This is a genomic window from Domibacillus sp. A3M-37, from assembly GCF_024213455.1.
Classification (GTDB): domain Bacteria; phylum Bacillota; class Bacilli; order Bacillales; family Domibacillaceae; genus Domibacillus; species Domibacillus tundrae.
On sequence record NZ_JANAVL010000003.1, the window covers coordinates 126623 to 148323 of the forward strand.

Consider the following 21701-nt stretch of genomic DNA (forward strand, 5'->3'; position numbering starts at 1 on the left):
GAAAGGATGTTTAAAATGGTAAAAAGCTTAGTTTTAGCTGAAAAGCCGTCAGTAGCTCGTGATATTGCGCGTGTATTGAATTGTAATAAAAAAGGCAACGGATTTCTTGAGGGAGATAAATATATCATTACATGGGCTTTAGGACATCTTGTAACACTAGCTGATCCTGAAAATTATGATGTGAAATATAAAACGTGGAACTTAGAAGATTTGCCGATGCTGCCAGAACGCTTGAAATTAACAGTTATTAAGCAGTCGGGCAAGCAATTTAATGCTGTTAAATCTCAACTTACACGTGGTGATGTGTCACACGTTATAATTGCGACAGATGCTGGCCGTGAAGGTGAACTAGTAGCTCGCTGGATTATTGATAAGGCAAAAGTAAATAAGCCTGTGAAGCGACTATGGATTTCATCTGTAACGGATAAAGCAATTAAAGATGGATTTAATAATTTAAAACCAGGTAAAGCATATGAAAACCTATATCATTCTGCAGTAGCTCGGTCTGAGGCAGACTGGTATATCGGTCTTAATGCTACTCGTGCACTGACAACAAAATTTAACGCGCAGCTTAATTGTGGACGTGTACAAACGCCGGTTGTCGCGATCATTGCAGAGCGTGAGGACGAAATCAAAAACTTCAAAGCTCAAACATATTATGGCATCGAAGCTCAAACATCAGACAAGTTGAAGCTCACGTGGCAAGACGAAAAAGGGAATGGCCGCAGTTTTGATAAAAACAAAATCGATGACATTGTGAAAAAACTGGGCACACAAAATGCTTCCGTAACAGAAATTGAAAAAAAGCCGAAGAAGTCGTTTGCTCCTGGCCTCTATGACTTAACGGAGTTACAACGTGATGCGAATAAGATTTTTGGTTACTCTGCAAAAGAAACGTTAAACATTATGCAAAAGCTGTATGAGCAGCACAAAGTGTTAACGTACCCTCGTACAGATTCACGTTATATCTCTTCAGATATCGTGGAAACTCTTCCTGAGCGTCTTAAAGCCTGTGGAGCAGGAGAATATCGTTCATTAACTAACAAGATATTAAACAAGCCTATAAAAGCTTCTAAGGCATTTGTTGATGACAGTAAAGTATCAGATCATCATGCTATTATTCCAACAGAAGATTACGTAAATTTTTCAGCTTTTACGGATAAAGAACGCAAAATTTATGATTTAGTTGTTAAACGGTTCTTAGCTGTATTACTCCCACCATTTGAATATGAGCAATTAACGCTTCGGGCAAAAATTGGTAATGAGAATTTTGTTGCTAGAGGGAAAACAATTTTATCTAGTGGCTGGAAAGAAGCATACGAAAATCAATTTGAAGATGGCGAGGCAGCAGATGATCTGAAAGAACAAATTTTACCCCGCATCGCAAAAGGCGATACATTAAACGTAAAATTGATTGCACAAACATCAGGACAGACAAAGCCACCTGCACGCTTTAATGAAGCGACATTACTTTCGGCAATGGAAAACCCTACGAAGTATATGGACACGCAAAACAAACAGCTTGCAGACACATTAAAATCGACTGGTGGTTTAGGTACGGTTGCAACGCGGGCTGATATTATCGATAAACTGTTTAACTCATTCTTAATTGAAAAGCGCGGCAAAGACATTCACATTACTTCAAAAGGCCGGCAGCTGCTTGATTTAGTGCCCGAAGAGTTACAATCCCCTACCCTAACAGCCGAATGGGAGCAAAAGCTAGAGGCTATTGCAAACGGCAAACTGAAAAAAGAAGTATTTATTTCAGAGATGAAAAACTACGCAAAGAAAATCGTTTCTGAAATTAAATCCAGCGATAAAAAATACAAGCATGACAATATTTCAACGAAATCCTGCCCGGACTGTGGAAAACCGATGCTTGAAGTGAACGGCAAAAAAGGAAAAATGCTTGTCTGTCAAGATCGGGAATGCGGTCACCGTAAAAACGTCGCACGTGTAACGAATGCACGTTGTCCGCAATGTAAGAAAAAGCTGGAACTTCGTGGTGAAGGAGACGGTCAGATCTTTACATGTAAATGTGGGTATCGCGAGAAATTATCTGCTTTTGAAGCAAGACGTAAGAAAGAATCTGGTGGTAAAGTGGATAAACGTTCCGTACAGAAATATTTAAACCAACAAGATAAACAAGAAGAACCTTTAAACAATGCACTTGCAGAGGCGTTAAAAGGTTTAAAATTTGACTAATCCTTAAATGAAAAAGACGTTGATTATCGAAAATCAGATAACCAACGTCTTTTTTCCTTTCTTTAATTCATTTTTATAGAGATAAATCACAATCAAATAAATTATTTCAAAATAGCAATCAGAAAAAGGACAAGGGTTAGTGCATAGCTTTTAAAGGGAACGGAAAGAAAAAGGGAGCGATTTTCTGTGAATTTCTTGGATTCATCTTTTGACTCTTATATTTGTCATTTCAGGGAATGGCCTGGCGAGTGCTCTGCCATTGAACGGGCAGACAACTGGTGAAATTTCCGATAAATTAATAGTGCTCTTCACTCCACCAGCTTTCACACGACGACCGCACGTACCCGTTCGTTTTCGTTTAGAGGCTTACCGGCATTGCTGTCCAAAACTGGGATGGCGAACCATTAGCTGCATATGCAGCAATTACCGCTTCTGTTGCCGTTCTGCTCTCTTCTTTTCTAGAAAGATAGTATACTTATACTACAGAAAAAGTAGGAGGGGGTTATAGGATGATTACGCAAAAACGGGGGGATATTCCGTATTTACTCGGACTCATTTTTTTCATCGCTGCGGTTGTATACTTTTTTGCCTCCAACTGGCCCGGCTTTGATCGTCCGGTAAAAATTGGGCTGTGTCTGTCGATTTTACTCCTTTGTGCGTCCGGAGCCTTTTTTTATCGGCGCAGCCATACGTTTGCGTACCTTAGCAATTGGTGGCTTTTCTTATCTGTCATCGCTTTTGCGGTCGCGACGGCACTCCTCGGGCAAATGTACAATTCACATGCGGATTCGTACATTTTATTTCTTGTTACGCTTATTCCATCCGTATTACTGGCAGTCTTTACCCGCTACCGTCCGCTTTACTGGCTGTCGTTTTTCCTGTTTGAACTGACATTTTGGCTCAAGCTTTATCCGACTAGTACATTTCTTACGTATACAGACGGCGAACAGCTCCTCATTTATTTCGGAGCGATTGTCCTCCACGGAGCCATCTACGTTTTTTGGCGCAAAGTTCAAGAGCAAAAACTTTCATTTGTTTCTCTCATTGTCATGCAAAGCTGTGCTGTTTATTTGCTGAATAAGCATATGCTGTACGACACGTTTGCAAGCGAAATGGATTATCGCGCTGTCTTTATTATTCTCCATATCCTGTATATTGCATTTATAGTAATTTTTTGGAGAGCTTTTATGAATGCGCCAAAAAGTCATCCGTTTGATCTGGCCGTTCATCTTTTATTTTTTGGTTTATACGTTGTTCCGAACGTCTTTTACATGACGTTTCAATTAATTGGTGAATTTATTTTCTACACCGGTTTCCCTATGCTGCTGCTGCTTTTCGCCTTCAGCATTATCGGCCTGCGAAAAATTAAGCTGTCCTCTGCCGGACACGACCGGAAATGGGCAAGATACATGGTGACTTTTTTTACCGGTGCGCTCGCTTTTATTGGAACGCTGATCGCCGTGTTCTCCCTCAGTTCGTTTGTCGGGATGATTTTTGGATTCAGCGATAATTTTTCGCTCAGCTTTCTTGTTTTGGCAGTGCTGTGTGTTAGTGCCGGCCTTGCCGTGAAAAAAGAAGCATGGTTAGTCGTCCGCATGACCCTACAAATTACTGGAATTGTTTTTTTGTTTTCTTATATTATTTCGGAATGGCCGCACGTATGGCCAGCATTCTTTATCACCACTCCGTTGGTTTTGCTGACAGTGCTGCTGTTTAAAAAGAAAGAAGCCATTTTGTATTATACGGCAGCGAATGCATCTCTTCTTTATGGCATTCTTCATTTGCTTTCCGAAAACCATGTGTCTCTTTCCATTAGTACGTGGGTTTTATTTTCAGCCGCAGCTGGCAATGCCGTTGTGTTTCTTTTATTAAAGAACCTTCCAATTGGCCTCTCTGCTTTTTGGCTGTCACTCGCCTTTATGCTTTATTCGTTAACGGAAAAAGGCTGGGATTCTTTGCTCCTGCATGCCGCTTTTCTCGTCTGCATTTTTTGGCACCTGTTTAAGCCTATTCTTGAGACGCGGCTGTACCGCTGGCCGGTCTGGGCAGCTTTTATCGGATTTTTCATTTGGAAGTATTACGAATACGCCTGGCTGCTTTTGCATAAATCACTTACGTTTTTGCTGATCAGCGTTCTCTTTTTTACAATCTGGTTTGTATGGGGACGAAAGCATACCACTCCTGTTTCTGTGAAAAAATGGAGTGCCGGTTTGTTTGCAGCTATCCTCGTACTGCAATCTGCTTTCGTGCTAGTAACCGCGTGGCAAAAAGAACAGCTTATCCAAAATGGGGAAATCGCAGCACTGGAGCTGGCGCCTGTTGATCCGCGTTCTTTTATTCAAGGAGATTATGTTCAGCTGGGGTACGACGTTCAGGCTGATTACAATGACCAATTTTTAAACAGCTCAACAGCTCCGCCCGAGGGGAAAATCGATGTCATCTTGAAGCCTTCTTCCACCTCGATTGAATATAAAGGCCAGAAAATCCCAGTTTATAAAGCAGAAGAATTTGTTGAAGCGGGTACAAAAAAAGAGCTCTTCCTGAAAGGAAAAGGCCAATACGGGACGTTAACGCTCGGGATCGAGCATTTCTTCATCCCTGAAAACACCGGAACAGAATGGGAAGAAAAAACACATGCAATCGTCCGTATTGCCCAAAATGGCGATGCAATTCTAGAAACGCTACGTTAATGAACCGTCCGGGATGTCCCCGGGCGGTTTTTGTCATGAAACTGTAATGTGAAACACATGGAACTGTAACTCAATAACCCAAATTTTCTGATATATTTATATAAGTTCATATATACAACCCGTTTAGAAGCGGTAAAGCAGACCGGAGGGACTACATTGAAAAAAGGATTATTTATGATTTTCAGTATTTGTTTCATGATGTTCGGCGGACTGTTGCCGGCACAAGAAACAAAAGCAGCTTACTCCGCAGATGCAGCGATTGCGGAAGCAAAAGAACATATTAGCACACCTTATAAATTTGGCGGCACAACACCAGCAGGGTTTGATTGCTCGGGCTTTATCCAATATGCCCATAAGCAAACAGGCTACTCACTTCCCCGTACTGCTGCTGAAATGTATAAAAAAGGACAAGCCGTTTCGAAAGCAAATATGGAGCCAGGCGACTTAATGTTCTTTACAACATATAAAAAAGGTGCTTCACACGTCGGCATCTACCTTGGTGATAATCAATTTATCCACGCGTCTTCTTCTAAAGGCGTAACAATTGATAAAACATCCAATTCCTATTGGAGCAAACGTTATATCGGCTCTAAAACACTAGATTAATATTTCAAGCGCCCGCAACTGAATGAATCAGCTGCGGGCGCTTTTTCGCTGTTAAAATGTGAAAGAAAAAACGTCTTCTTTCACATTGCTTATGATAAAAGTGAATAGAAAGAATATTCCAACGGGGTATTAACATCATAAGAAAAACGATTAAATGACAGCTTAAAACAATCAGCAATGAAGAAGCCGCTAATTCTAAGCACTTTATTGAATGAATCAGTAGTTTAGCTGCGTCAATTTGAATTTCAAAAAAGAGTCTGCGATAAACCGCAGACTCTTTTCGTTAATCACCCTCAGCTGCCACTTCTTCTTTCGGCTTCGCTTTTTTCACTTCAATCTCATGAATATGATGGCCTTCTGCATCGCGGATAATGAATTCATAGCCGTCCTGTTCAATAGAATCACCGAGTTTCACATCAATATTTTCCGTAAGTGCCCAGCCGCCGAGTGTATCGACTTCTTCATCCGACAGATCCGTGCCAAGCAAGTCATTTACTTCCGAAATAAGCAGGCGGGCATTCAGCAAATAATGCTTCTCGCCGAGTTTTTGAACTTCTGGTTTTTCATCCGTATCAAATTCATCTCGAATTTCACCGACGATTTCTTCCAAAATGTCTTCAACGGTCACAAGTCCGGACGTGCCGCCATACTCGTCCATTAACACTGCCATATGAATACGTTCTTTTTGCATTTTCAATAGAAGGTCATGAATGGGAATCGTTTCAATCACCCGGATCACCGGCTTGACGAATTCTTCAAGCGGGCGGCTCCGGTCGCTGTCACGGCTTAAATAATACGACAGCAGTTCTTTCATGTTGACCATGCCGAGAATATTATCTTTATCCCCATCATCAACCGGATAGCGTGTGTATTTCTCAATTTCAATGATTGATGTAATTTCATCCCACGTTAAATCTTTTGACAACGTAATCATATCGGTACGCGGCACCATAATTTCTTTGGCCACGCGCTCGTCAAATTCAAAGATACGATCAACATATTTGTATTCAGACTGGTTGATTTCTCCGCTCTTGAAACTTTCGGATAAAATGATGCGCAGCTCTTCCTCCGAATGGGCCATCTCGTGCTCAGACGCCGGCTTTAAGCCGAAGAGTCCGACAAGCCCACGTGCAGAGCCGTTGAGCGTTTTAATAATCGGATACATAATTTTATCAAAAATGATAATGAGCGGCGAAAATGTTAATGTGACCCACTCTGCTTTTTGAATAGCGACCGTTTTCGGTGCGAGCTCCCCGACAACCACGTGCAGGAATGTCACGACAGAAAACGCAATCACAAATGATAAAATGCTCGAAACAGATGAGGCAATCTCGAACCGTTCAAAGACCGGATGCAAAATTTCCTCGACTGTCGGTTCACCCAGCCAACCGAGACCAAGCGCAGTAATGGTGATTCCGAGCTGGCAGGCGGATAAGTATTCATCCAGATTAGATGTTACTTTTTGTGCTGCAATCGCCCGTTTGTTTCCTTCTTCAACGAGCTGATTAATACGTGACTGGCGCACACGAATGATGGCAAATTCCGTCGCAACGAAAAAACCAGTTAACACGATAAGTAAAGCAAATAACAATAAATTGACAGCTATCAAAATGTGGAAAAAGCAGCTTGGCTGCTTTTTCCCCTCACCTCCTGGGGCAAAAAAGTTCTTGTTTTCTATACCCGTATTTTCTTTTATCATACCAAATTGCACTAAATTTTATGAAATTATTTGTCTTCCTTTTTCACAATCTGTATGCCTTCAAGCGCAATCGCATAATGAATGGCATGCTTTAATGTCGCAAAGCATTTTAAATTATTCAAATAAATGCCTTTTGAGGCCATTTCCATGCCAAGTTCCGGTGAAATGCCCGCAATGATCGGGACAGCTCCGATCAGCTGTACGGACTGCGTCACTTTTTCAAGCGTACTCAAAATTAAATTGTTCATCGCTTTAATACCGGTGACATCCAGAATAAGCATGCTTGCTTTATGCTCAACAATCGCCTGCAGCGCTTTTTCCGTAAAATCATCCGACCGTTCCTGATCAAAACGGCCCATGACTGGCGTCACGAGAATACCGTCCAGCACCGGAATAACCGGCGAGGACAACTCACGAATCATTTTACGCAGTTCGATTGTGCGATTTTCCACCATCGCCTCAAGCTGCGTAATTGTTTGCTGCTCTTGCGTCTGAATGTGCTCCCGGACATTTTCTGATGGTGTCATTGGAGACGGATATAATTCAATTTCTTTATAAGATCCTTCATCTGTCGACGTATATTCCGTTACTTTATACCAAATCGTTTCTTCAAGCAGGCCGCTGAGCAGTCCTGCCCAATGGCCGCCTAAAAACGTGCCGGGGCTTTCTTTCCCTTGCGCACGCACGACTTTGCTTTCCCAGTCGTTTCGAATAGACAAGATGGCGCGGCGTTCCGTTAAGCAAAGCTGCTTGAATTCAATCGCTCCCCATCCTGCCGCCGCATAAATATTTGGCAATAACGCAAGCACATCTTCTGTTTCTTCTCCGATTTCTTTATAAAAACCGCTGACAATTTTCCCTGTCCGGTAGCCCGCTGTTTCCATTACGATCCGGGCAGGTTCCGTACCTGTTACTTCTTCGATTGTATCAATGAATGTTTTCAGTGCCGTTTTTGTCCAAAAAAGAACAACATCCGCCCCTTCAAACTGAAATGATCCGTTCGTTCGGTCCCATTGAAGGTTCGTCCCGATCACGTTGATTTCCTGCTTTTCCTGCATCCACAATCCCTCCCGAATTTCTTCATACCTTTATTCTATAATGAGTACCGCCTGTTTAACAGTTTTGCCCCGTTTTTTTAGGGGAATGATATAATGATCAAAAAAGAACAAGGAGTTTTTATCTTACATGAGTATTTTATCAGTAAGCCGCCTGAGCCACGGCTTTGGCGACCGCGTGATTTTTAACGACGTCTCGTTCCGACTGCTGAAAGGCGAACATATCGGACTTATTGGCGCAAACGGTGAAGGCAAGTCAACCTTTATGAATATTATTACCGGGCAGCTGCAGCCGGATGAAGGAAAAGTGGAATGGTCGAAAAATGTCCGTGTCGGCTACTTGGACCAGCATGCCGTGCTCAAGACCGGCATGACGATTCGTGATGTGCTTCGGACGGCTTTTCAATATTTATTCGATATCGAAACAAACATGAATGAACTGTTTGGCCAAATGGCCGATGTAACGCCGGAGGAGCTGGAAAAGCTTCTTGAAGAAACTGGAACAATGCAGGATTTATTAACGAACAACGATTTTTACATTCTCGATACCAAAATTGAAGAAACGGCGCGTGGACTCGGCCTTGATGAAATTGGCCTTGAGCGCGATGTGCACGACTTGAGCGGCGGACAGCGGACGAAAGTATTGCTTGCAAAACTGCTTCTTGAAAAGCCGGATATTTTACTTTTGGATGAGCCGACAAACTATTTAGACGAACAACACATTGTATGGCTGAAGCGCTACTTAAAGGAATATGAAAATGCTTTTGTCCTAATTTCACACGATATTCCCTTTTTAAACGAAGTGGTCACTTTAATTTATCATATGGAAAACCAGGAATTAACCCGCTACGCCAGTACGTATGATGAATTTTTGAGAGTACACGAAATGAAAAAACAGCAGCAGGAAGCAGCTTTTAAAAAGCAGCAGCAGGAGATTGCCGGCTTGAAAGATTTCGTCGCCCGCAACAAAGCGCGTGCCTCAACGAGTAATATGGCGATGTCCCGCCAGAAAAAGCTCGATAAAATGGATATTATTGAAATTTCATCTGAACGGCCAAAACCAGAGTTTCGGTTTAAAGAAGGCCGGACGCCAAGCAAGCTTATTTTTGAAGCGCGTGATCTTGTTATTGGGTACGATGAGCCGCTATCACGTCCATTAAACTTACAGATGGAACGCGGACAAAAAATTGCCTTGACCGGCGCAAACGGCATCGGGAAAACAACATTGCTGAAAAGCCTGCTCGGCGAAATCAAGCCTGTTTCCGGCATCGTTGAGCGCGGTGAAAATTTATTGATCGGCTACTTCCAGCAGGAAATAAAAGTCGATAATAAAAATACATGCATTGAAGAAATGTGGACGGAATTTCCGTCTTTTACGCAGTATGAAATTCGGGCGGCGCTTGCAAAATGCGGCTTAACAACGAAACATATCGAAAGCAAAGTATCTGTCTTAAGCGGCGGCGAAAAAGCCAAAGTCCGCCTGTGCAAATTGATTAATCAGGAATCCAATATTCTCGTACTCGATGAGCCGACGAACCATTTGGATGTCGATGCGAAAGACGAACTAAAGCGTGCTCTAAAAGACTATAAAGGCAGCGTTTTGCTTATTTCCCATGAACCTGAATTTTACCAGGACATTGTGACAGGCATTTGGAACGGCGAATCATGGACAACGAAGGTCTTTTAATGGGAACAACAAAACGATTTGCGTTATCGTGGAGCGGCGGCAAAGACTGCATGATGGTTTTGCATAAGATGAAAAAACAGCAAATGGACGTTGCCTGTCTTATCACGACAGCGCCAATCGAAACAGGACGGACATTTGGGCATGATGAAAAAATGGAGCTCATTGAAGCGCAGGGAAAAGCGCTTGGTCTTCCTGTCCATTTTATCCGCTGCCGTTACGATCATTATACTGAAGACTTTATTCAAGATTTGAAGATGCTGAAGGAATCTTTTTCACTAGACGGTATCGCGTACGGTGACATTTACACAGACGCCCATTTTGAATGGGGAGAAAATACAGCCCTGGCTGTGGGGTTGAAAGCGATCTTTCCCCTGCGCGGTGAACCCGATAAAGCAGCCCAAATGTTAGAAGAATTTATTTTGACCGGTTATAAAGCGATGGTCATCCGCGTGCGAAAAGATATGCTCGCCCCACGATACCTCGGAATGGTACTTAACGCGTCGTTTGCGGAAGACATCGCCCAAACAGATTGCTGTCCCATGGGTGAAAATGGTGAATATCATACGTTTGTGTATAATGGTCCGTTGTTTCAAGAGCCGATTCCGATCAAAACCGGGCCTTTGCTTGAATCAAAAGCTTCATACCGATTGGAATTGTTTATATGAAAAAAAGGAGACGGCATGACTGCTGTCTCCTTTTTGCTTATTTATTCACTGGAAATGCTTTTCCCTTGAAAAATTCATATTTCTCGAGTTCTACGCCCATTTGGCGGGCAATTTTTTTCAGTTCTTTTTCTTGAAATTCACTCGTAATAAGGGTAATCACGGTTCCGTCTCCGCCAGCACGTCCAGTTCTGCCGGAGCGGTGTGTGTACTCGCGTAAATTGTGCGGCGCTTCAAAGTGAAGCACATGTGTTAATCCTTTAACATCAAGCCCCCGCGCAGCTACATCTGTCGCAAACAGCAATGGTGCTTTTCCACTTCGGAAATCACGAATTGCTTTCAGACGTTCTTCTTTACGGAGTTCACTATGCAAAACACCGTTTTTTACCCCTTTAAATGATAGCTTCTCCGACATAACGTTTACATCGGTAATATCTTTAATAAATGCAAGCATGCGCTCCGGTTCAAAGGTGCGCATCACTTTTTCAATCATTTGCTGCTTTTCTTTCCATTCGCACGTGAAGTAAAGATGACGGACCGTCCCTTCCTGCGGCATGCTTTCTTTTTTAATTTGAATTATTTCCGGATCATTCATGAGCTCTTTCGCTTTTAGCTCTGCGGCAGCGGGAAGCGTTGCCGAAAAAAGTGCGAGCTGCCGGTCTTTTTGCGTTGCTTTAATAATCGATTGAACCGGTTCTAAAAGAGCCGTTCTAAACAATTCGTCTCCTTCATCGAGCACGATTAATTTTACTTCATGCATTTTCAATTTTTTCATTTGAATAAGTTCAAGCAGCCGTCCCGGCGTTCCACAAATGATGTGCGGCGGCTTTTTCAGCCGGTCCGTCTGGCGTTTAATATTTGCGCCGCCGATCATGCCCGTAGATGTAATGATACCCCCGCCAAATGTGCGGATTTCTTCTTGAATTTGCATAATGAGCTCGCGTGATGATGCCATCACAATCGCCTGGACTTGATTGCGCTTCGGGTCTATTTTCTGAAGCATTGGTAAAACGTAAGCCAATGTTTTACCTGTTCCTGTCGGTGATTCCGCGATCACGTCACGTCCGTTCAATAAAAATGGAATGGCTTCTTCCTGAACAGGCATCGCTTGTTTAAAGCCCGCTTTCTCCCAAGATTCCTGTAAAAATGGCTGTAATGATGATAAAAAGACTGGTTGTGTCGACATAAAAGCTCCTTCTTCGTTTTTATCTATTATCCATTTTTTTCAGATGTTTAACAATGACAAAATAAGGTTACAGTACAGAAAACAATTTTTTAGGAGTGATTTATATGGATAAAAAGCTTGATCAGGGAAAAATGGATAATCCTGAACAAATCGATACAGATAAAGAAAGCTTGTATGACAAATTTGAAGAAGAACAAAACGTTGATGCCATTCCGTTAGAGGATTTAAAAATCGAACAGCGTGATGAAAAAGACAAGCACAAAACAAAAGATTCATCATCCAGCGAAAAAAAATACCCAAAATAAAAGAAGCAGCCAATTAGCCGCTTCTTTCAGGCTGTCGACAAAGTCGGCAGCTTTTTTGAAAAGAGCCGATAGGTGAAGCCAGCCGGACTTCGCTTTCCACGGGCAGAGGGCATAGGGGATGTTTCCTTTTTATTGCATAAGGTCACTCACATGAACCAGCTCAGACTGGCTCGTTTAAAAGTAACAAACGAAACCCTCTCTCCTCTTCCTTTCACTGTAGAGAGCAAAGAAATACTTATTTGTTTACACTCTGAAAGCAGCGGCTAGGCTGAGCAGCCGCTGCTTTTTATTTCGATACGTACGGATTGCCGGCTACCCAAAACCGCCACGGGTAGTTTTTTGCTTCGCCGCTATTTGGAATACCAATCCGGGGACCTGTTACAATTTTTTCGGGCGCAAACCCTGGCGCAATATATATAGGCGGCTCATCAAATCGTCTGCCATAATCAGTCATATGAATACCGAGTGCTTTCGTCAGCTTGCCTGGACCGCTCGTTAAATTTTTCATCGTCATGCTGCCCCGTCGCTCAATCATCAAATCAATTCCGTCACACGGTTCAACCGCCCGGATAAGTATGGCTTCCGGCACTCCTGCTTCCCCGCTGACGACGTTGACTAGGCAATGTGTATGCATTAAATATGTGTACACACGGCCTGCTTCTGCAAACATCACTTCAGTACGCTTCGTCCGTCTGTTGTTATAGCTGTGAGCAGCCTGATCAAGCGGTCCCCGGTATGCTTCCGTTTCCACAATATAACCGGAAGCAATGCCCTCTTCCGTTTCCTTTACAAGAAGACATCCAAGTAAATTGCGCGCCAGTGTGAGTGTCGGCAATTTAAAAAAAGCTTCGCCAACCGGCTTATAGCTGTTCGAATCGTTCGGTAATCTTTCGCCGGTCTGTCTCATTTAAAATATCCTCCTCTACTTTTGCCCGGACATAGTCACCGAAATGGCGGACCTTTTCTCCAATTGCCGGGGTATTATCACGTGAGATCATTTGCAGTGCATCAAAAACAGCTAGAAGCACCGAGACGCGATCCCGCCCTGAATAACAAATTTCGTAAAACGTTTCGTACAGAATATCTTCAAACGGCCGCTGCGGAACGATCAGCCGATCTCGAAAAACGACATACTTTCCGTCCAGACGACTCGCTTCTTCAAGCGCCATTCCAATATGACGAATACCTTCGATTGCCGTATTTGGATCATTAGCCCCCGGCGCCAAAGCCCGAAGTGTAATTTCAGCCAGCTTTTGGATCGCAAATTCTACATCCTGTACATGTATCCGCTCTTCCCCGACCTTTATATATTCACGAACATCTTCAGAAAACGAATGCCTTCGATACAGCTTTACAATCGGAGTTTTTTTCGTGACAAACGCGCCAATCGGCTCGATCAATTCAATGACACATTCATTTTTTTCGGCGATCGCCAAAAGCTTTTCTGTTTCGTACAACTGTATATACCCTCTTTTTCCAGAAATGAGCAGATCCGGTTCCACTTTCAGCACATCGGGCCGTACACCTACACGTTCACCCGACATTTCGATTTTCTCAATCGCTTCTACTGCTTCATCCCCAAGACGGGCAATCAATTTTGTTACTTGAATGGAATTTGCGACATGCTGCAGGAAATGGGCGAAGAAAACCAGGCAGGTAAAGGCGATAAACACTCCGACTGCTGCGGAAATAACTGGATCGTCATTGTTCACTTCGCGAATAAAGAGCAATGAAAACATCGAATAAACAAATCCGCCCATAAACACACCGAGCACCCGGAGTGTCACTTTATCATGAATAAAATTCTGCAAAATACGCGGTGAAAATTGGCCTGAATAGGTAGTTAACACAACCATGAGCGTTGAGAACGTAATCGATGTCATCGTCAGCAGCGAGCCAGCGATGGAGCCAAGAATCGTTTTCGTTAATGACGTGCTCGTCAACAACCGGTTTGGGACAACTTTTTTCACCGTTTCATAATGAAATATATCAATCCAAATGACCAAACTGGCCAGCAGCAGAGCTCCGATGCTGTAGATCCCCGGCACGATCCAAATATGGCGGGACAGCTTCAGTTTCGTCCGTTCCTTTAACATACGATCACCTCTCCTTTCTTTTTCCGTTTTGGCTGTTTTCCAAAACGTTTTCTGTTACTTTTCCTTCGATTCAGGGTAAAGTAGAAAAAAGCATTGAATTTTCAGGAGGTTTTTTTATGGAATGGATTGGATGGCTTAGTCTTGCTATTGTTGTCGGTGCACTTATTTTTCTCGGAATTTCGGCTTTTAAAACATTTAAATCAATGAAACCGAAAATGGATCATTTAAAAACGGCACAGCAGCGTATTCAAACTGAAACAGGTAAAATTAAAACGGAAACGGATGAATTAAAGGTTCATCAGGAGCATATTATGGCAGATGTTGATCATGCGAAACAAGCGGTTACATTGACTGTTAATGAAGCGAAGCAACTTCCGCAAAACGCGAAATTTTTGGCGAAAACAGCCGCTCCTTCAAGAAAAAATAAAAAAATGGCAAAAGCTTAATATGATAGGAACAAAAGGCTTTTCGGCTCCACGCCGGAAAGCTTTTTGTTACATTTCTTTCTAATGGGTACCGTTACGCTCAAAAAACAGAAAGGATATCTTAATGGATGATTTGTGATTCACATGGCCGCCATGCTGTTTAGTGGATCGTTTGCGAATAAAAAACCGGCTGCTTTAACAGACTATATGCTCAGAGACCGTGGGTTAGATCTTGCTTTAACGGCGCTTTCTGCCAGTGTATCGGATATGAGCAGCTGACTTTTATGCCGATCTTTTATATGAGTTGATTCCAGGATTGGCGCTTTCCCTTGCTGCCATTATAATCGTGCGCCTGCTGACAAGAATGGAAGGCGTAATGACAGAACGGTTCGACAAATTTACCGCAAAAGTGAAAGAATAGTGTCCAGCCCTTTCTTTCACGCGGTCAGTGAAATATAATAAACATACATGACCTTAACAGAGAAAGGCTGATATCACCTTGGAACAATCATCTAATTTTATTCGAACGATTATTAAGCAAGATTTAGAAACAGGCAAACGGGATCATGTTATTACCCGCTTTCCGCCTGAACCGAACGGTTATCTCCACATTGGACACGCAAAATCAATTGTCATCAACTTCGGGCTTGCGGACGATTTTGGAGGCAAAACAAACTTGCGTTTTGACGATACAAACCCATTAAAAGAGGACCAGGAATATGTTGATTCCATTAAAGAAGATGTCACCTGGCTCGGCTATGAGTGGGACGCTCTTCACTATGCCTCCAATTACTTTGATGAAATGTATAAGCGTGCTGTACTTCTTATCAAAAAAGGGCTTGCTTATGTCGATGATTTATCTGCTGACGAAATTCGCGAATATCGCGGCACATTAACAGAACCGGGCAAAGAAAGTCCACACCGGAGCCGTTCTGTCGAAGAAAACGTTCATTTGTTTGAACAGATGAAAAACGGTCAATTCGCGGATGGGACGAAAGTGCTTCGTGCGAAAATCGATATGACATCACCAAATTTAAATTTGCGCGATCCGGTTTTATACCGTGTGTCTCATACGTCTCATCATAATACAGGTGATACATGGTGCATTTACCCGATGTATGACTTTGCCCACCCGCTTGAGGATGCAATTGAAGGCGTAACACATTCTCTGTGCACGACAGAATTTGAAGACCATCGGCCGCTTTATGAATGGGTTGTCCGCGAATGCGAAATGGAGATGCAGCCGCAGCAAATCGAATTTGGCCGTTTAAATATTACCAACACTGTAATGAGTAAACGGAAGCTAAAGCAGCTTGTTGATGAGCAGCATGTAGACGGCTGGGATGATCCACGTCTTCCGACGATTTCCGGTATGCGCCGCCGCGGTTTTACAGCGGAAGCCATTCGTGAATTCGTCAAAGAAACGGGTGTCTCAAAAGGTTCTGGTGTTGTTGATTCAGCAATGCTTGACCATTTTGTCCGTGAAGATTTGAAACTGAAAGCGCCGCGTACGATGGGTGTGCTTCGTCCGCTAAAGCTTGTCATTACGAACTATCCAGAGGGTCAAGTAGAGTGGCTGGATGCGGAAGTGAATCCGGAAAATCCGGAAATGGGCTTGCGTAAAATTCCATTTTCACGTGAGATTTATATCGAACAGGAAGACTTTATGGAAGAGCCTCCAAAAAAATATTTCCGTCTTTTCCCTGGCAATGAAGTGCGCTTAAAACATGCTTACTTTGTGAAATGTGAAGATTTCATTAAAGATGAAGAAGGAAATGTAGTTGAAATCCATTGCACGTACGATCCCCGGACGAAAAGTGGATCAGACTTTAATGAGCGAAAAGTAAAAGGAACGATTCACTGGGTAGATGCCCTACACGCGGTTCCTGCCGAATTTCGTTTATACGAGCCGCTTATCTTGGACAGCGAAGAAGAAGACGAAGAGAAAACGTTCTTAGATTACGTGAATGAAAAGTCTTTAGAAACATTAAATGGGTTCATCGAGCCAAATTTAAAAGACATTGATGCGCAGGAAAAATTACAGTTTTTCCGCCATGGCTACTTTAACGTTGATCCGAAACATTCAGAGCCTGGCAAACCAGTTTTTAACCAGATTGTTTCATTAAAAAGCTCATTTCGTTTATAACAAAAAAAGCAGCTCTCGCCTACGTCGAGAGCTGCCTTTTCTTTTACGTTTTACTCTTCATTCTTTTTTTTCGCTTCTTCTTTCTTTAGTTCTTTCTTCACTTCTTTCTTTGTTTCCTTTTTTGCTTCTTTCGTTGTTTCCTGTCCTAACTCTTCTTTTATTTCCTGCTCTAATTCTTCTTTTATTTCCTCTTTTAATTCTTGTTTTACTTCCTCTTTTAATTCTTGCTTTACTTCCAGCATCAATTCCTGCATTAATTCCTGCTTTCGATCTTCTCCCTTATCTGGTTCTTCTACATCAACTTCTGGAAGTGCCCAAACAGAAACCGATCCCGCATTAACAGGAAAAGTTGCACAACCGTCTTTGCCAATTTCAATAATTTCATCGCGGGAATTCAGCATATCCACCCATTTTTCACCGGCACGTTCTTCGCCGACGCACATGTGCTTCTCTCCGCCTTCCTCACTGTTGTTAATAACAACTGCACAGCCTGAACGCTCAATCTCTTCCACACCCCGGCGTACCCAGCCGATTGTATTTGGATGGTCAAAATAATCATCCTGGTCACCATACGCTTTATGCAGACGGCTGTACAGCAGCGGATCAATCGCTTCTTTTTTTGCATCGACCGGGTTGTCACCGCCAATGCCGTAATAATCCCCATAAAACACACACGGATAGCCATCTTTGCGAAGCAGTGTTAATGCATAGGCACTTTGCTTAAACCAATCTGCCAAAAACGATTCTAATGATTCTCCTGGCTGCGTATCGTGGTTATCAACGAATGTAACAGCATTTTGCGGATAATTTTCCACGACTGTTCCTTCAAAGATTTTCGTTAAGTCGTATTTTGCTCCTTCTTGAGAAGCACTATATAAATTATATTTAAGGGGCACATCGAACAAGTGAATGCGGCCATCAGTTTCTTCAATCATATTTGCACATGGTTCCAAATCCGCCACCCAAAATTCACCAACAAAAAAGAAGTCGTCTCCCCGTTCACCTTCTACTTCTTTTGTAAATTCATTCACAAAGTTGTGGTCAATATGTTTAATAGCATCCAAACGATAACCATCACAGTCCAGCGTTTCTGCCATCCATTTGCCCCATTTAATCACTTCTTCACGCACTCTTGGATGACGGTAGTCAATATTGGCAAACATCAAATAATCGTAATTGCCAAATTCATCATCAACATTATCATTCCAATTTTTATATTCACCCTCGATACGGAAAATGCCAGTCCGGTCTTCTTTCGCATCGTAATCTGTTCCATTAAAGTGCTGAAAACGCCAGTGGAAATCTGAATATTTGCCTTTACGGCCAGGAAATGTAAACTTAGTCCAACCTTCAATTTCAAATGGTTCTTCTGAAATCACCTTTTTACGGTCATTTTCATCCACTTCAACGACTGCGAATCTTTCTGTTTCATCTGCTCCTGCTTTATGATTCATCACAACATCGACATATACGTGAATGCCCGCATCATGACAGGCTTTAATGGCATCTTCAAGCTCTTCTTTTGTTCCATATTTTGTTGGAATCGTGCCTTTTTGATCAAATTCACCGAGATCAAATAAGTCGTACACGCCGTAACCAGTATCCTCGGCAGACTGCCCTTTCGTCACCGGTGGAACCCATACGGCACCGATGCCCGCATCTTTTAATTCTTTTGCTCGCTCTTCCAGTCTTGCCCAGTGCTTTTGATCTGCCGGCAAATGCCATTCAAAAAATTGCATCATTGTACGATTTCGTTCCATTTTCATCTCTCCTGTCATCTGCTTGTGAAAAACTGTATAAACTCTTTATACCCTAATTTCATAAAAAATGATCAGTCAAATGAAAATAAACCGGCGGCCCGGCGAGAGGCGGCCGATTTTCTTTACGCTGTTTGAATCGCCATTGCGATTTCATCACAACTCGGAAATTTCGGACAGTGAATACAATCTGTCCACACTTTTTGCGGCATTTCTGTTTTTTGAATAACTTCAAACCCGCATTTTTCGAAAAAAACAACTTGATACGTAAGCGAAATGAGTTTGGGAATACCGATTAACTTCGTCTCTTCTACCACTCGTTCAACTAGCATTTTTCCAATGCCGCGTCCTTTCGCATTTTCTTTCACACCGAGCGAACGAATTTCAGCGAGATCATGACCAAGTATCGCCAGGCTGGCAATGCCAAGAATCTCTCCTTCCTCCTCTGCAACAAAAATAGACTGCAAGTTTAAAACGAGCGAATCTTTCGTTCGCGGCAGCATCAGCCCTTCATTTGCATAATGATTCACGAGTTCAAATACTTGCTCCACGTCAGCCAGCACCGCTTTGCGTACTTCGATCATGATTTCTCACCCTTTCTGTTCCTATGCTATCTTTCTATCTTACTGATTTTCATTTATATGTCAAGATGTTATATTCATTTTATTTGAATAATTATTCAAATATTCTTCACGTTTATCAATATCTCGTTGTATAATAAAAACATCGAAATAAACGCTAGGGGGATTTTCTTTGACTCATTTTCCAAAAGGATTTACATCGTGCTCGATCAATGCAGGAATAAAAGATGACACACTTGACTTCACGATTATTTACTCTGATGTTCGCGCTTCGGCTGCGGCCATGTTTACAAAAAACCAATTTTGCGGCGCACCGATTGTGGTTGGAAAAGAGCATGTGGCAGACGGCTATTTGCAGGCAATTGCCGTCAACAGCAAAAACGCAAATGTCGCAACCGGTGATAAAGGGCTTCAAGATGCCCGAACGATGACAGAAACCGTTGCTGCTGAACTTGGCATCAACTCAGCTGACGTTCTCCCTTCTTCAACTGGTGTCATCGGTGTTTCGCTGCCCATTGAGAAAATCGTCTCTGCTGTTCCTGGCTTAAAAGGACAGCTGAAAGCAGATGGGCTTGAACAGTCAGCAAAGGCGATTATGACAACGGACACATACCCAAAATTCCGGACACGCACGATCGGGAATATCACGATTGCCGCGATGGCGAAAGGTTCAGGCATGATTGAGCCTAACATGGCGACGATGCTTAGCTATATTCTAACGGATGCAAAAATAGAAGCGGCTGATTTAAACAAAATGCTAAAAAAAGCAGTCAATGTTTCGTTTAACAGCGTTTCTGTTGACGGTGATACAAGCACAAGCGACACAGTCGCTATGCTCGCAAACGGTTTGGCGGGCGATGTGGACTTAGTCGAATTCGAATCCGTTTTAACCGATCTTTGTATTGAACTTGCCAAAGAAATTGCCCGTGACGGCGAAGGCGCCACGAAGCTCATTGAAGTGCAAGTATCAGGAGCCGACAGCGATGCAGCAGCGAAAAAAATAGGCAAGTCGATTATTAACTCGCCGCTTGTGAAAACGGCTATTTTTGGAGAAGACCCGAACTGGGGACGGATTATGTCGACGATCGGAAATTCAGAAGACGCGGTTGATACCACTTCTGTTTCTGTTTCATTTGCGGACGTTTATGTGTTTAAAGATGGGTCGCCGACAGAAGACAAACGGGCAGAGCTTGAAGAATACTTGAAAACAGATGAGGTGCTTATTAAAATCTCGCTCGGAAATGGCGCAGGTGCCGCAACCGTCTGGGGCTGTGATTTATCGTATGATTATGTAAAAATTAATGGTGAATATACAACATAATACCTCTTCCGCCTTTTATAGGCGGGAGTTTTTGTTTTTCATCCCTTTATGTTATCATTTAAACTAACGAACGTTAGGAAGGGATAAAAATGAAAGAAATGATTAAACAAGCGGCCGCTTCACTTTTCGCCGAGCACGGCTATGCAGGAACGTCTCTTGCCCAAATAAGTGAAAAAGTTGGCATAAAAAAACCGTCTATTTATGCGCATTATAAAAGCAAGGATCATCTATTTGAATATATGCTTCACGATGCATTTAATGCTGAAATGAAACGATTAGAGGAAACAAATAATTTATATGGACTGCTTGAATCGTACCTTTTTCTTTACGATGAAGATTCACTTTTCCGCTTTTTCTTAACGAGTTCTTTTTTTCCGCCTGACTTTTTAAAAGAAAACATTCTTCAACAGTACGAGGCGTATCTTGACGCTCTTGAAAGCAAAGTGAGGGCATTGTTGAAATTGCCTCCTGATCAGGCGGATGATGCAGCGGTTATGTATACGATTATTTTAGACAGCTTGTTTGTTGAACTATGCTATGGTACCCGGAAGAAGTCGGAGAAACGGCTGGATGTGGCATGGCGGGTTTACGAGCAGCAGTTTTTGAAAGGACAGGAAAAGTAATGAATACGAAATGGTTTCTCGTACTTTTAGCGGGATTTTTTGAAGTCGGATGGGCTGCGGGATTAAAACATGCTGATTCGCTTTTTGAATGGCTCGGAACAGCCGTGGCGATTGCCGTCAGCTTTGGTCTGCTCATTTTTTGCTCCAAAAAGCTGCCAGCCACTACCGTGTATGCGGCTTTCGTTGGCCTTGGTACCGCCGGAACGGTTTTGCTCGATATGACCGTGTTTGGCGAACCGTTCAGCTGGATGAAAGTGGCGCTTATCGTGCTTCTTCTTACTGGCATCACTGGCTTGAAAATGGTGACGTATGAAAAGGATGTGGCGGCATCATGACATGGACTCTCTTAATCGCAGCAGGTCTTTTAGAAGTAGTGGGTGTTGCCGGCATGACGATGGTCAATCAGCAGAAAAATATCCGCTCCTGGGTTATGCTAACCGGCGGCTTCGGACTAAGTTTTCTTTTCCTATCTATCGCGATGACGTCGCTGCCTATGGGCACCGCGTACAGCGTCTGGACAGGCATCGGTACCGTCGGCAGCGCACTCGTCGGCATGATTGTTTACAATGAATCGCGTGACGCCAAGCGGCTTTTATTTATTGCCATGATTATCGCCGCTGTGATCGGCTTAAAACTTGTTCCATGAAAAAAACTGCC

The 21701-nt window shown here is 42.8% G+C and carries 19 protein-coding genes and 1 pseudogene; 13 read left to right on the forward strand and 7 right to left on the reverse strand.

Going from position 1 to position 21701, the window contains the following annotated elements; genetic code table 11:
* The first annotated feature begins 15 nt into the window (after window positions 1-15).
* From NLX67_RS07495 to NLX67_RS07510, 3 genes are all read left to right on the forward strand, one after another.
* Window positions 16-2205, forward strand: coding sequence for a DNA topoisomerase III (locus NLX67_RS07495; protein WP_254311020.1), 2190 nt, complete (start codon window positions 16-18; stop codon window positions 2203-2205).
* Window positions 2206-2714: 509 nt separating this feature from the next.
* Window positions 2715-4895, forward strand: a complete 2181-nt coding sequence (locus NLX67_RS07505) for a GDYXXLXY domain-containing protein (RefSeq protein ID WP_254311022.1) — start codon at window positions 2715-2717, stop codon at window positions 4893-4895.
* A 195-nt stretch (window positions 4896-5090) separates the two neighbouring features.
* Entirely contained in the window at window positions 5091-5501 is a 411-nt protein-coding gene (locus NLX67_RS07510) for a C40 family peptidase (RefSeq protein WP_375143361.1), read from the forward strand.
* Window positions 5502-5784: 283 nt separating this feature from the next.
* On the opposite strand, the gene NLX67_RS07515 is transcribed toward NLX67_RS07510, so the two are convergent.
* Window positions 5785-7110 (reverse strand): hemolysin family protein, encoded by a 1326-nt coding sequence (locus tag NLX67_RS07515; RefSeq protein WP_254311332.1) that lies wholly within the window; start codon window positions 7108-7110, stop codon window positions 5785-5787.
* A 116-nt stretch (window positions 7111-7226) separates the two neighbouring features.
* Window positions 7227-8258, reverse strand: coding sequence for an STAS domain-containing protein (locus NLX67_RS07520; RefSeq protein ID WP_254311023.1), 1032 nt, complete (start codon window positions 8256-8258; stop codon window positions 7227-7229).
* A 127-nt stretch (window positions 8259-8385) separates the two neighbouring features.
* On the opposite strand from NLX67_RS07520, the gene NLX67_RS07525 reads away from it, so the two are divergent.
* Window positions 8386-9942 carry an ABC-F family ATP-binding cassette domain-containing protein gene (locus NLX67_RS07525; RefSeq protein WP_254311025.1) on the forward strand — a complete coding sequence of 519 codons (1557 nt, stop codon included), beginning with the start codon at window positions 8386-8388 and terminating at the stop codon, window positions 9940-9942.
* Window positions 9942-10607 carry a Dph6-related ATP pyrophosphatase gene (locus NLX67_RS07530; protein ID WP_254311027.1) on the forward strand — a complete coding sequence of 222 codons (666 nt, stop codon included), beginning with the start codon at window positions 9942-9944 and terminating at the stop codon, window positions 10605-10607. The genes NLX67_RS07525 and NLX67_RS07530 overlap by 1 nt, the downstream gene beginning before the upstream one ends.
* Before the next feature lie 37 nt (window positions 10608-10644).
* On the opposite strand, the gene NLX67_RS07535 is transcribed toward NLX67_RS07530, so the two are convergent.
* Window positions 10645-11790, reverse strand: a complete 1146-nt coding sequence (locus NLX67_RS07535; protein ID WP_254311028.1) for a DEAD/DEAH box helicase — start codon at window positions 11788-11790, stop codon at window positions 10645-10647.
* Window positions 11791-11894: 104 nt separating this feature from the next.
* Here NLX67_RS07535 and NLX67_RS07540 point away from each other — a divergent pair, with 104 nt between their 5' ends.
* Window positions 11895-12095 (forward strand): hypothetical protein, encoded by a 201-nt coding sequence (locus tag NLX67_RS07540; protein WP_046179377.1) that lies wholly within the window; start codon window positions 11895-11897, stop codon window positions 12093-12095.
* A gap of 286 nt (window positions 12096-12381) precedes the next feature.
* On the opposite strand, the gene NLX67_RS07545 is transcribed toward NLX67_RS07540, so the two are convergent.
* Both NLX67_RS07545 and NLX67_RS07550 read right to left on the reverse strand, forming a co-directional pair.
* Complete coding sequence (locus NLX67_RS07545; protein ID WP_254311030.1) at window positions 12382-13002, reverse strand: DNA-3-methyladenine glycosylase; 621 nt, start codon at window positions 13000-13002, stop codon at window positions 12382-12384.
* Complete coding sequence (locus NLX67_RS07550; RefSeq protein ID WP_254311032.1) at window positions 12956-14191, reverse strand: DUF2254 domain-containing protein; 1236 nt, start codon at window positions 14189-14191, stop codon at window positions 12956-12958. The genes NLX67_RS07545 and NLX67_RS07550 overlap by 47 nt, the downstream gene beginning before the upstream one ends.
* 116 nt (window positions 14192-14307) lie before the next feature.
* On the opposite strand from NLX67_RS07550, the gene NLX67_RS07555 reads away from it, so the two are divergent.
* From NLX67_RS07555 to NLX67_RS07565, 3 genes are all read left to right on the forward strand, one after another.
* The gene (locus NLX67_RS07555; protein ID WP_254311034.1) at window positions 14308-14637 is read left to right on the forward strand and encodes a DUF948 domain-containing protein; all 330 of its coding nucleotides are present in this window, start codon (window positions 14308-14310) and stop codon (window positions 14635-14637) included.
* A gap of 114 nt (window positions 14638-14751) precedes the next feature.
* Entirely contained in the window at window positions 14752-14895 is a 144-nt protein-coding gene (locus tag NLX67_RS07560; RefSeq protein ID WP_156153995.1) for a hypothetical protein, read from the forward strand.
* 220 nt (window positions 14896-15115) lie between these two features.
* On the forward strand, window positions 15116-16762 hold the full coding sequence (locus NLX67_RS07565) for a glutamine--tRNA ligase/YqeY domain fusion protein (RefSeq protein ID WP_046179374.1): 1647 nt from the start codon (window positions 15116-15118) through the stop codon (window positions 16760-16762).
* Window positions 16763-17064: 302 nt separating this feature from the next.
* Here the strand turns inward: NLX67_RS07565 and NLX67_RS07570 are convergent.
* Both NLX67_RS07570 and NLX67_RS07575 read right to left on the reverse strand, forming a co-directional pair.
* Window positions 17065-18522, reverse strand: a pseudogene (locus NLX67_RS07570) (alpha-amylase); the annotation flags it as partial.
* A gap of 122 nt (window positions 18523-18644) precedes the next feature.
* Complete coding sequence (locus NLX67_RS07575) at window positions 18645-19103, reverse strand: N-acetyltransferase (protein ID WP_254311036.1); 459 nt, start codon at window positions 19101-19103, stop codon at window positions 18645-18647.
* 169 nt (window positions 19104-19272) lie between these two features.
* On the opposite strand from NLX67_RS07575, the gene argJ reads away from it, so the two are divergent.
* The 4 genes from argJ (at window position 19273) to NLX67_RS07595 (ending at window position 21690) form a co-directional block, all read left to right on the forward strand.
* Window positions 19273-20421, forward strand: coding sequence for a bifunctional glutamate N-acetyltransferase/amino-acid acetyltransferase ArgJ (argJ, locus tag NLX67_RS07580; protein ID WP_254311038.1), 1149 nt, complete (start codon window positions 19273-19275; stop codon window positions 20419-20421).
* Window positions 20422-20510: 89 nt separating this feature from the next.
* Complete coding sequence (locus NLX67_RS07585; RefSeq protein ID WP_254311039.1) at window positions 20511-21044, forward strand: TetR/AcrR family transcriptional regulator; 534 nt, start codon at window positions 20511-20513, stop codon at window positions 21042-21044.
* The gene (locus tag NLX67_RS07590) at window positions 21044-21379 is read left to right on the forward strand and encodes a DMT family transporter (protein ID WP_254311040.1); all 336 of its coding nucleotides are present in this window, start codon (window positions 21044-21046) and stop codon (window positions 21377-21379) included. The genes NLX67_RS07585 and NLX67_RS07590 overlap by 1 nt, the downstream gene beginning before the upstream one ends.
* Window positions 21376-21690 (forward strand): DMT family transporter, encoded by a 315-nt coding sequence (locus NLX67_RS07595; RefSeq protein ID WP_254311042.1) that lies wholly within the window; start codon window positions 21376-21378, stop codon window positions 21688-21690. The genes NLX67_RS07590 and NLX67_RS07595 overlap by 4 nt, the downstream gene beginning before the upstream one ends.
* Window positions 21691-21701 lie beyond the last annotated feature (11 nt).

Bases quoted from the DNA above. Each gene is read 5' to 3' on its own strand.
- NLX67_RS07555 (WP_254311034.1), top strand. From the start codon at position 14,308: ATGGAATGGATTGGATGGCTTAGTCTTGCTATTGTTGTCGGTGCACTT.
- NLX67_RS07540 (WP_046179377.1), top strand. From the start codon at position 11,895: ATGGATAAAAAGCTTGATCAGGGAAAAATGGATAATCCTGAACAAATC.
- NLX67_RS07525 (WP_254311025.1), top strand. From the start codon at position 8,386: ATGAGTATTTTATCAGTAAGCCGCCTGAGCCACGGCTTTGGCGACCGC.
- NLX67_RS07520 (WP_254311023.1), bottom strand. From the start codon at position 8,258: ATGCAGGAAAAGCAGGAAATCAACGTGATCGGGACGAACCTTCAATGG.
- NLX67_RS07595 (WP_254311042.1), top strand. From the start codon at position 21,376: ATGACATGGACTCTCTTAATCGCAGCAGGTCTTTTAGAAGTAGTGGGT.
- NLX67_RS07550 (WP_254311032.1), bottom strand. From the start codon at position 14,191: ATGTTAAAGGAACGGACGAAACTGAAGCTGTCCCGCCATATTTGGATC.
- NLX67_RS07585 (WP_254311039.1), top strand. From the start codon at position 20,511: ATGAAAGAAATGATTAAACAAGCGGCCGCTTCACTTTTCGCCGAGCAC.
- NLX67_RS07535 (WP_254311028.1), bottom strand. From the start codon at position 11,790: ATGTCGACACAACCAGTCTTTTTATCATCATTACAGCCATTTTTACAG.
- NLX67_RS07505 (WP_254311022.1), top strand. From the start codon at position 2,715: ATGATTACGCAAAAACGGGGGGATATTCCGTATTTACTCGGACTCATT.
- NLX67_RS07510 (WP_375143361.1), top strand. From the start codon at position 5,091: ATGATGTTCGGCGGACTGTTGCCGGCACAAGAAACAAAAGCAGCTTAC.
- NLX67_RS07590 (WP_254311040.1), top strand. From the start codon at position 21,044: ATGAATACGAAATGGTTTCTCGTACTTTTAGCGGGATTTTTTGAAGTC.
- NLX67_RS07495 (WP_254311020.1), top strand. From the start codon at position 16: ATGGTAAAAAGCTTAGTTTTAGCTGAAAAGCCGTCAGTAGCTCGTGAT.
- NLX67_RS07575 (WP_254311036.1), bottom strand. From the start codon at position 19,103: ATGATCGAAGTACGCAAAGCGGTGCTGGCTGACGTGGAGCAAGTATTT.
- NLX67_RS07545 (WP_254311030.1), bottom strand. From the start codon at position 13,002: ATGAGACAGACCGGCGAAAGATTACCGAACGATTCGAACAGCTATAAG.
- NLX67_RS07530 (WP_254311027.1), top strand. From the start codon at position 9,942: ATGGGAACAACAAAACGATTTGCGTTATCGTGGAGCGGCGGCAAAGAC.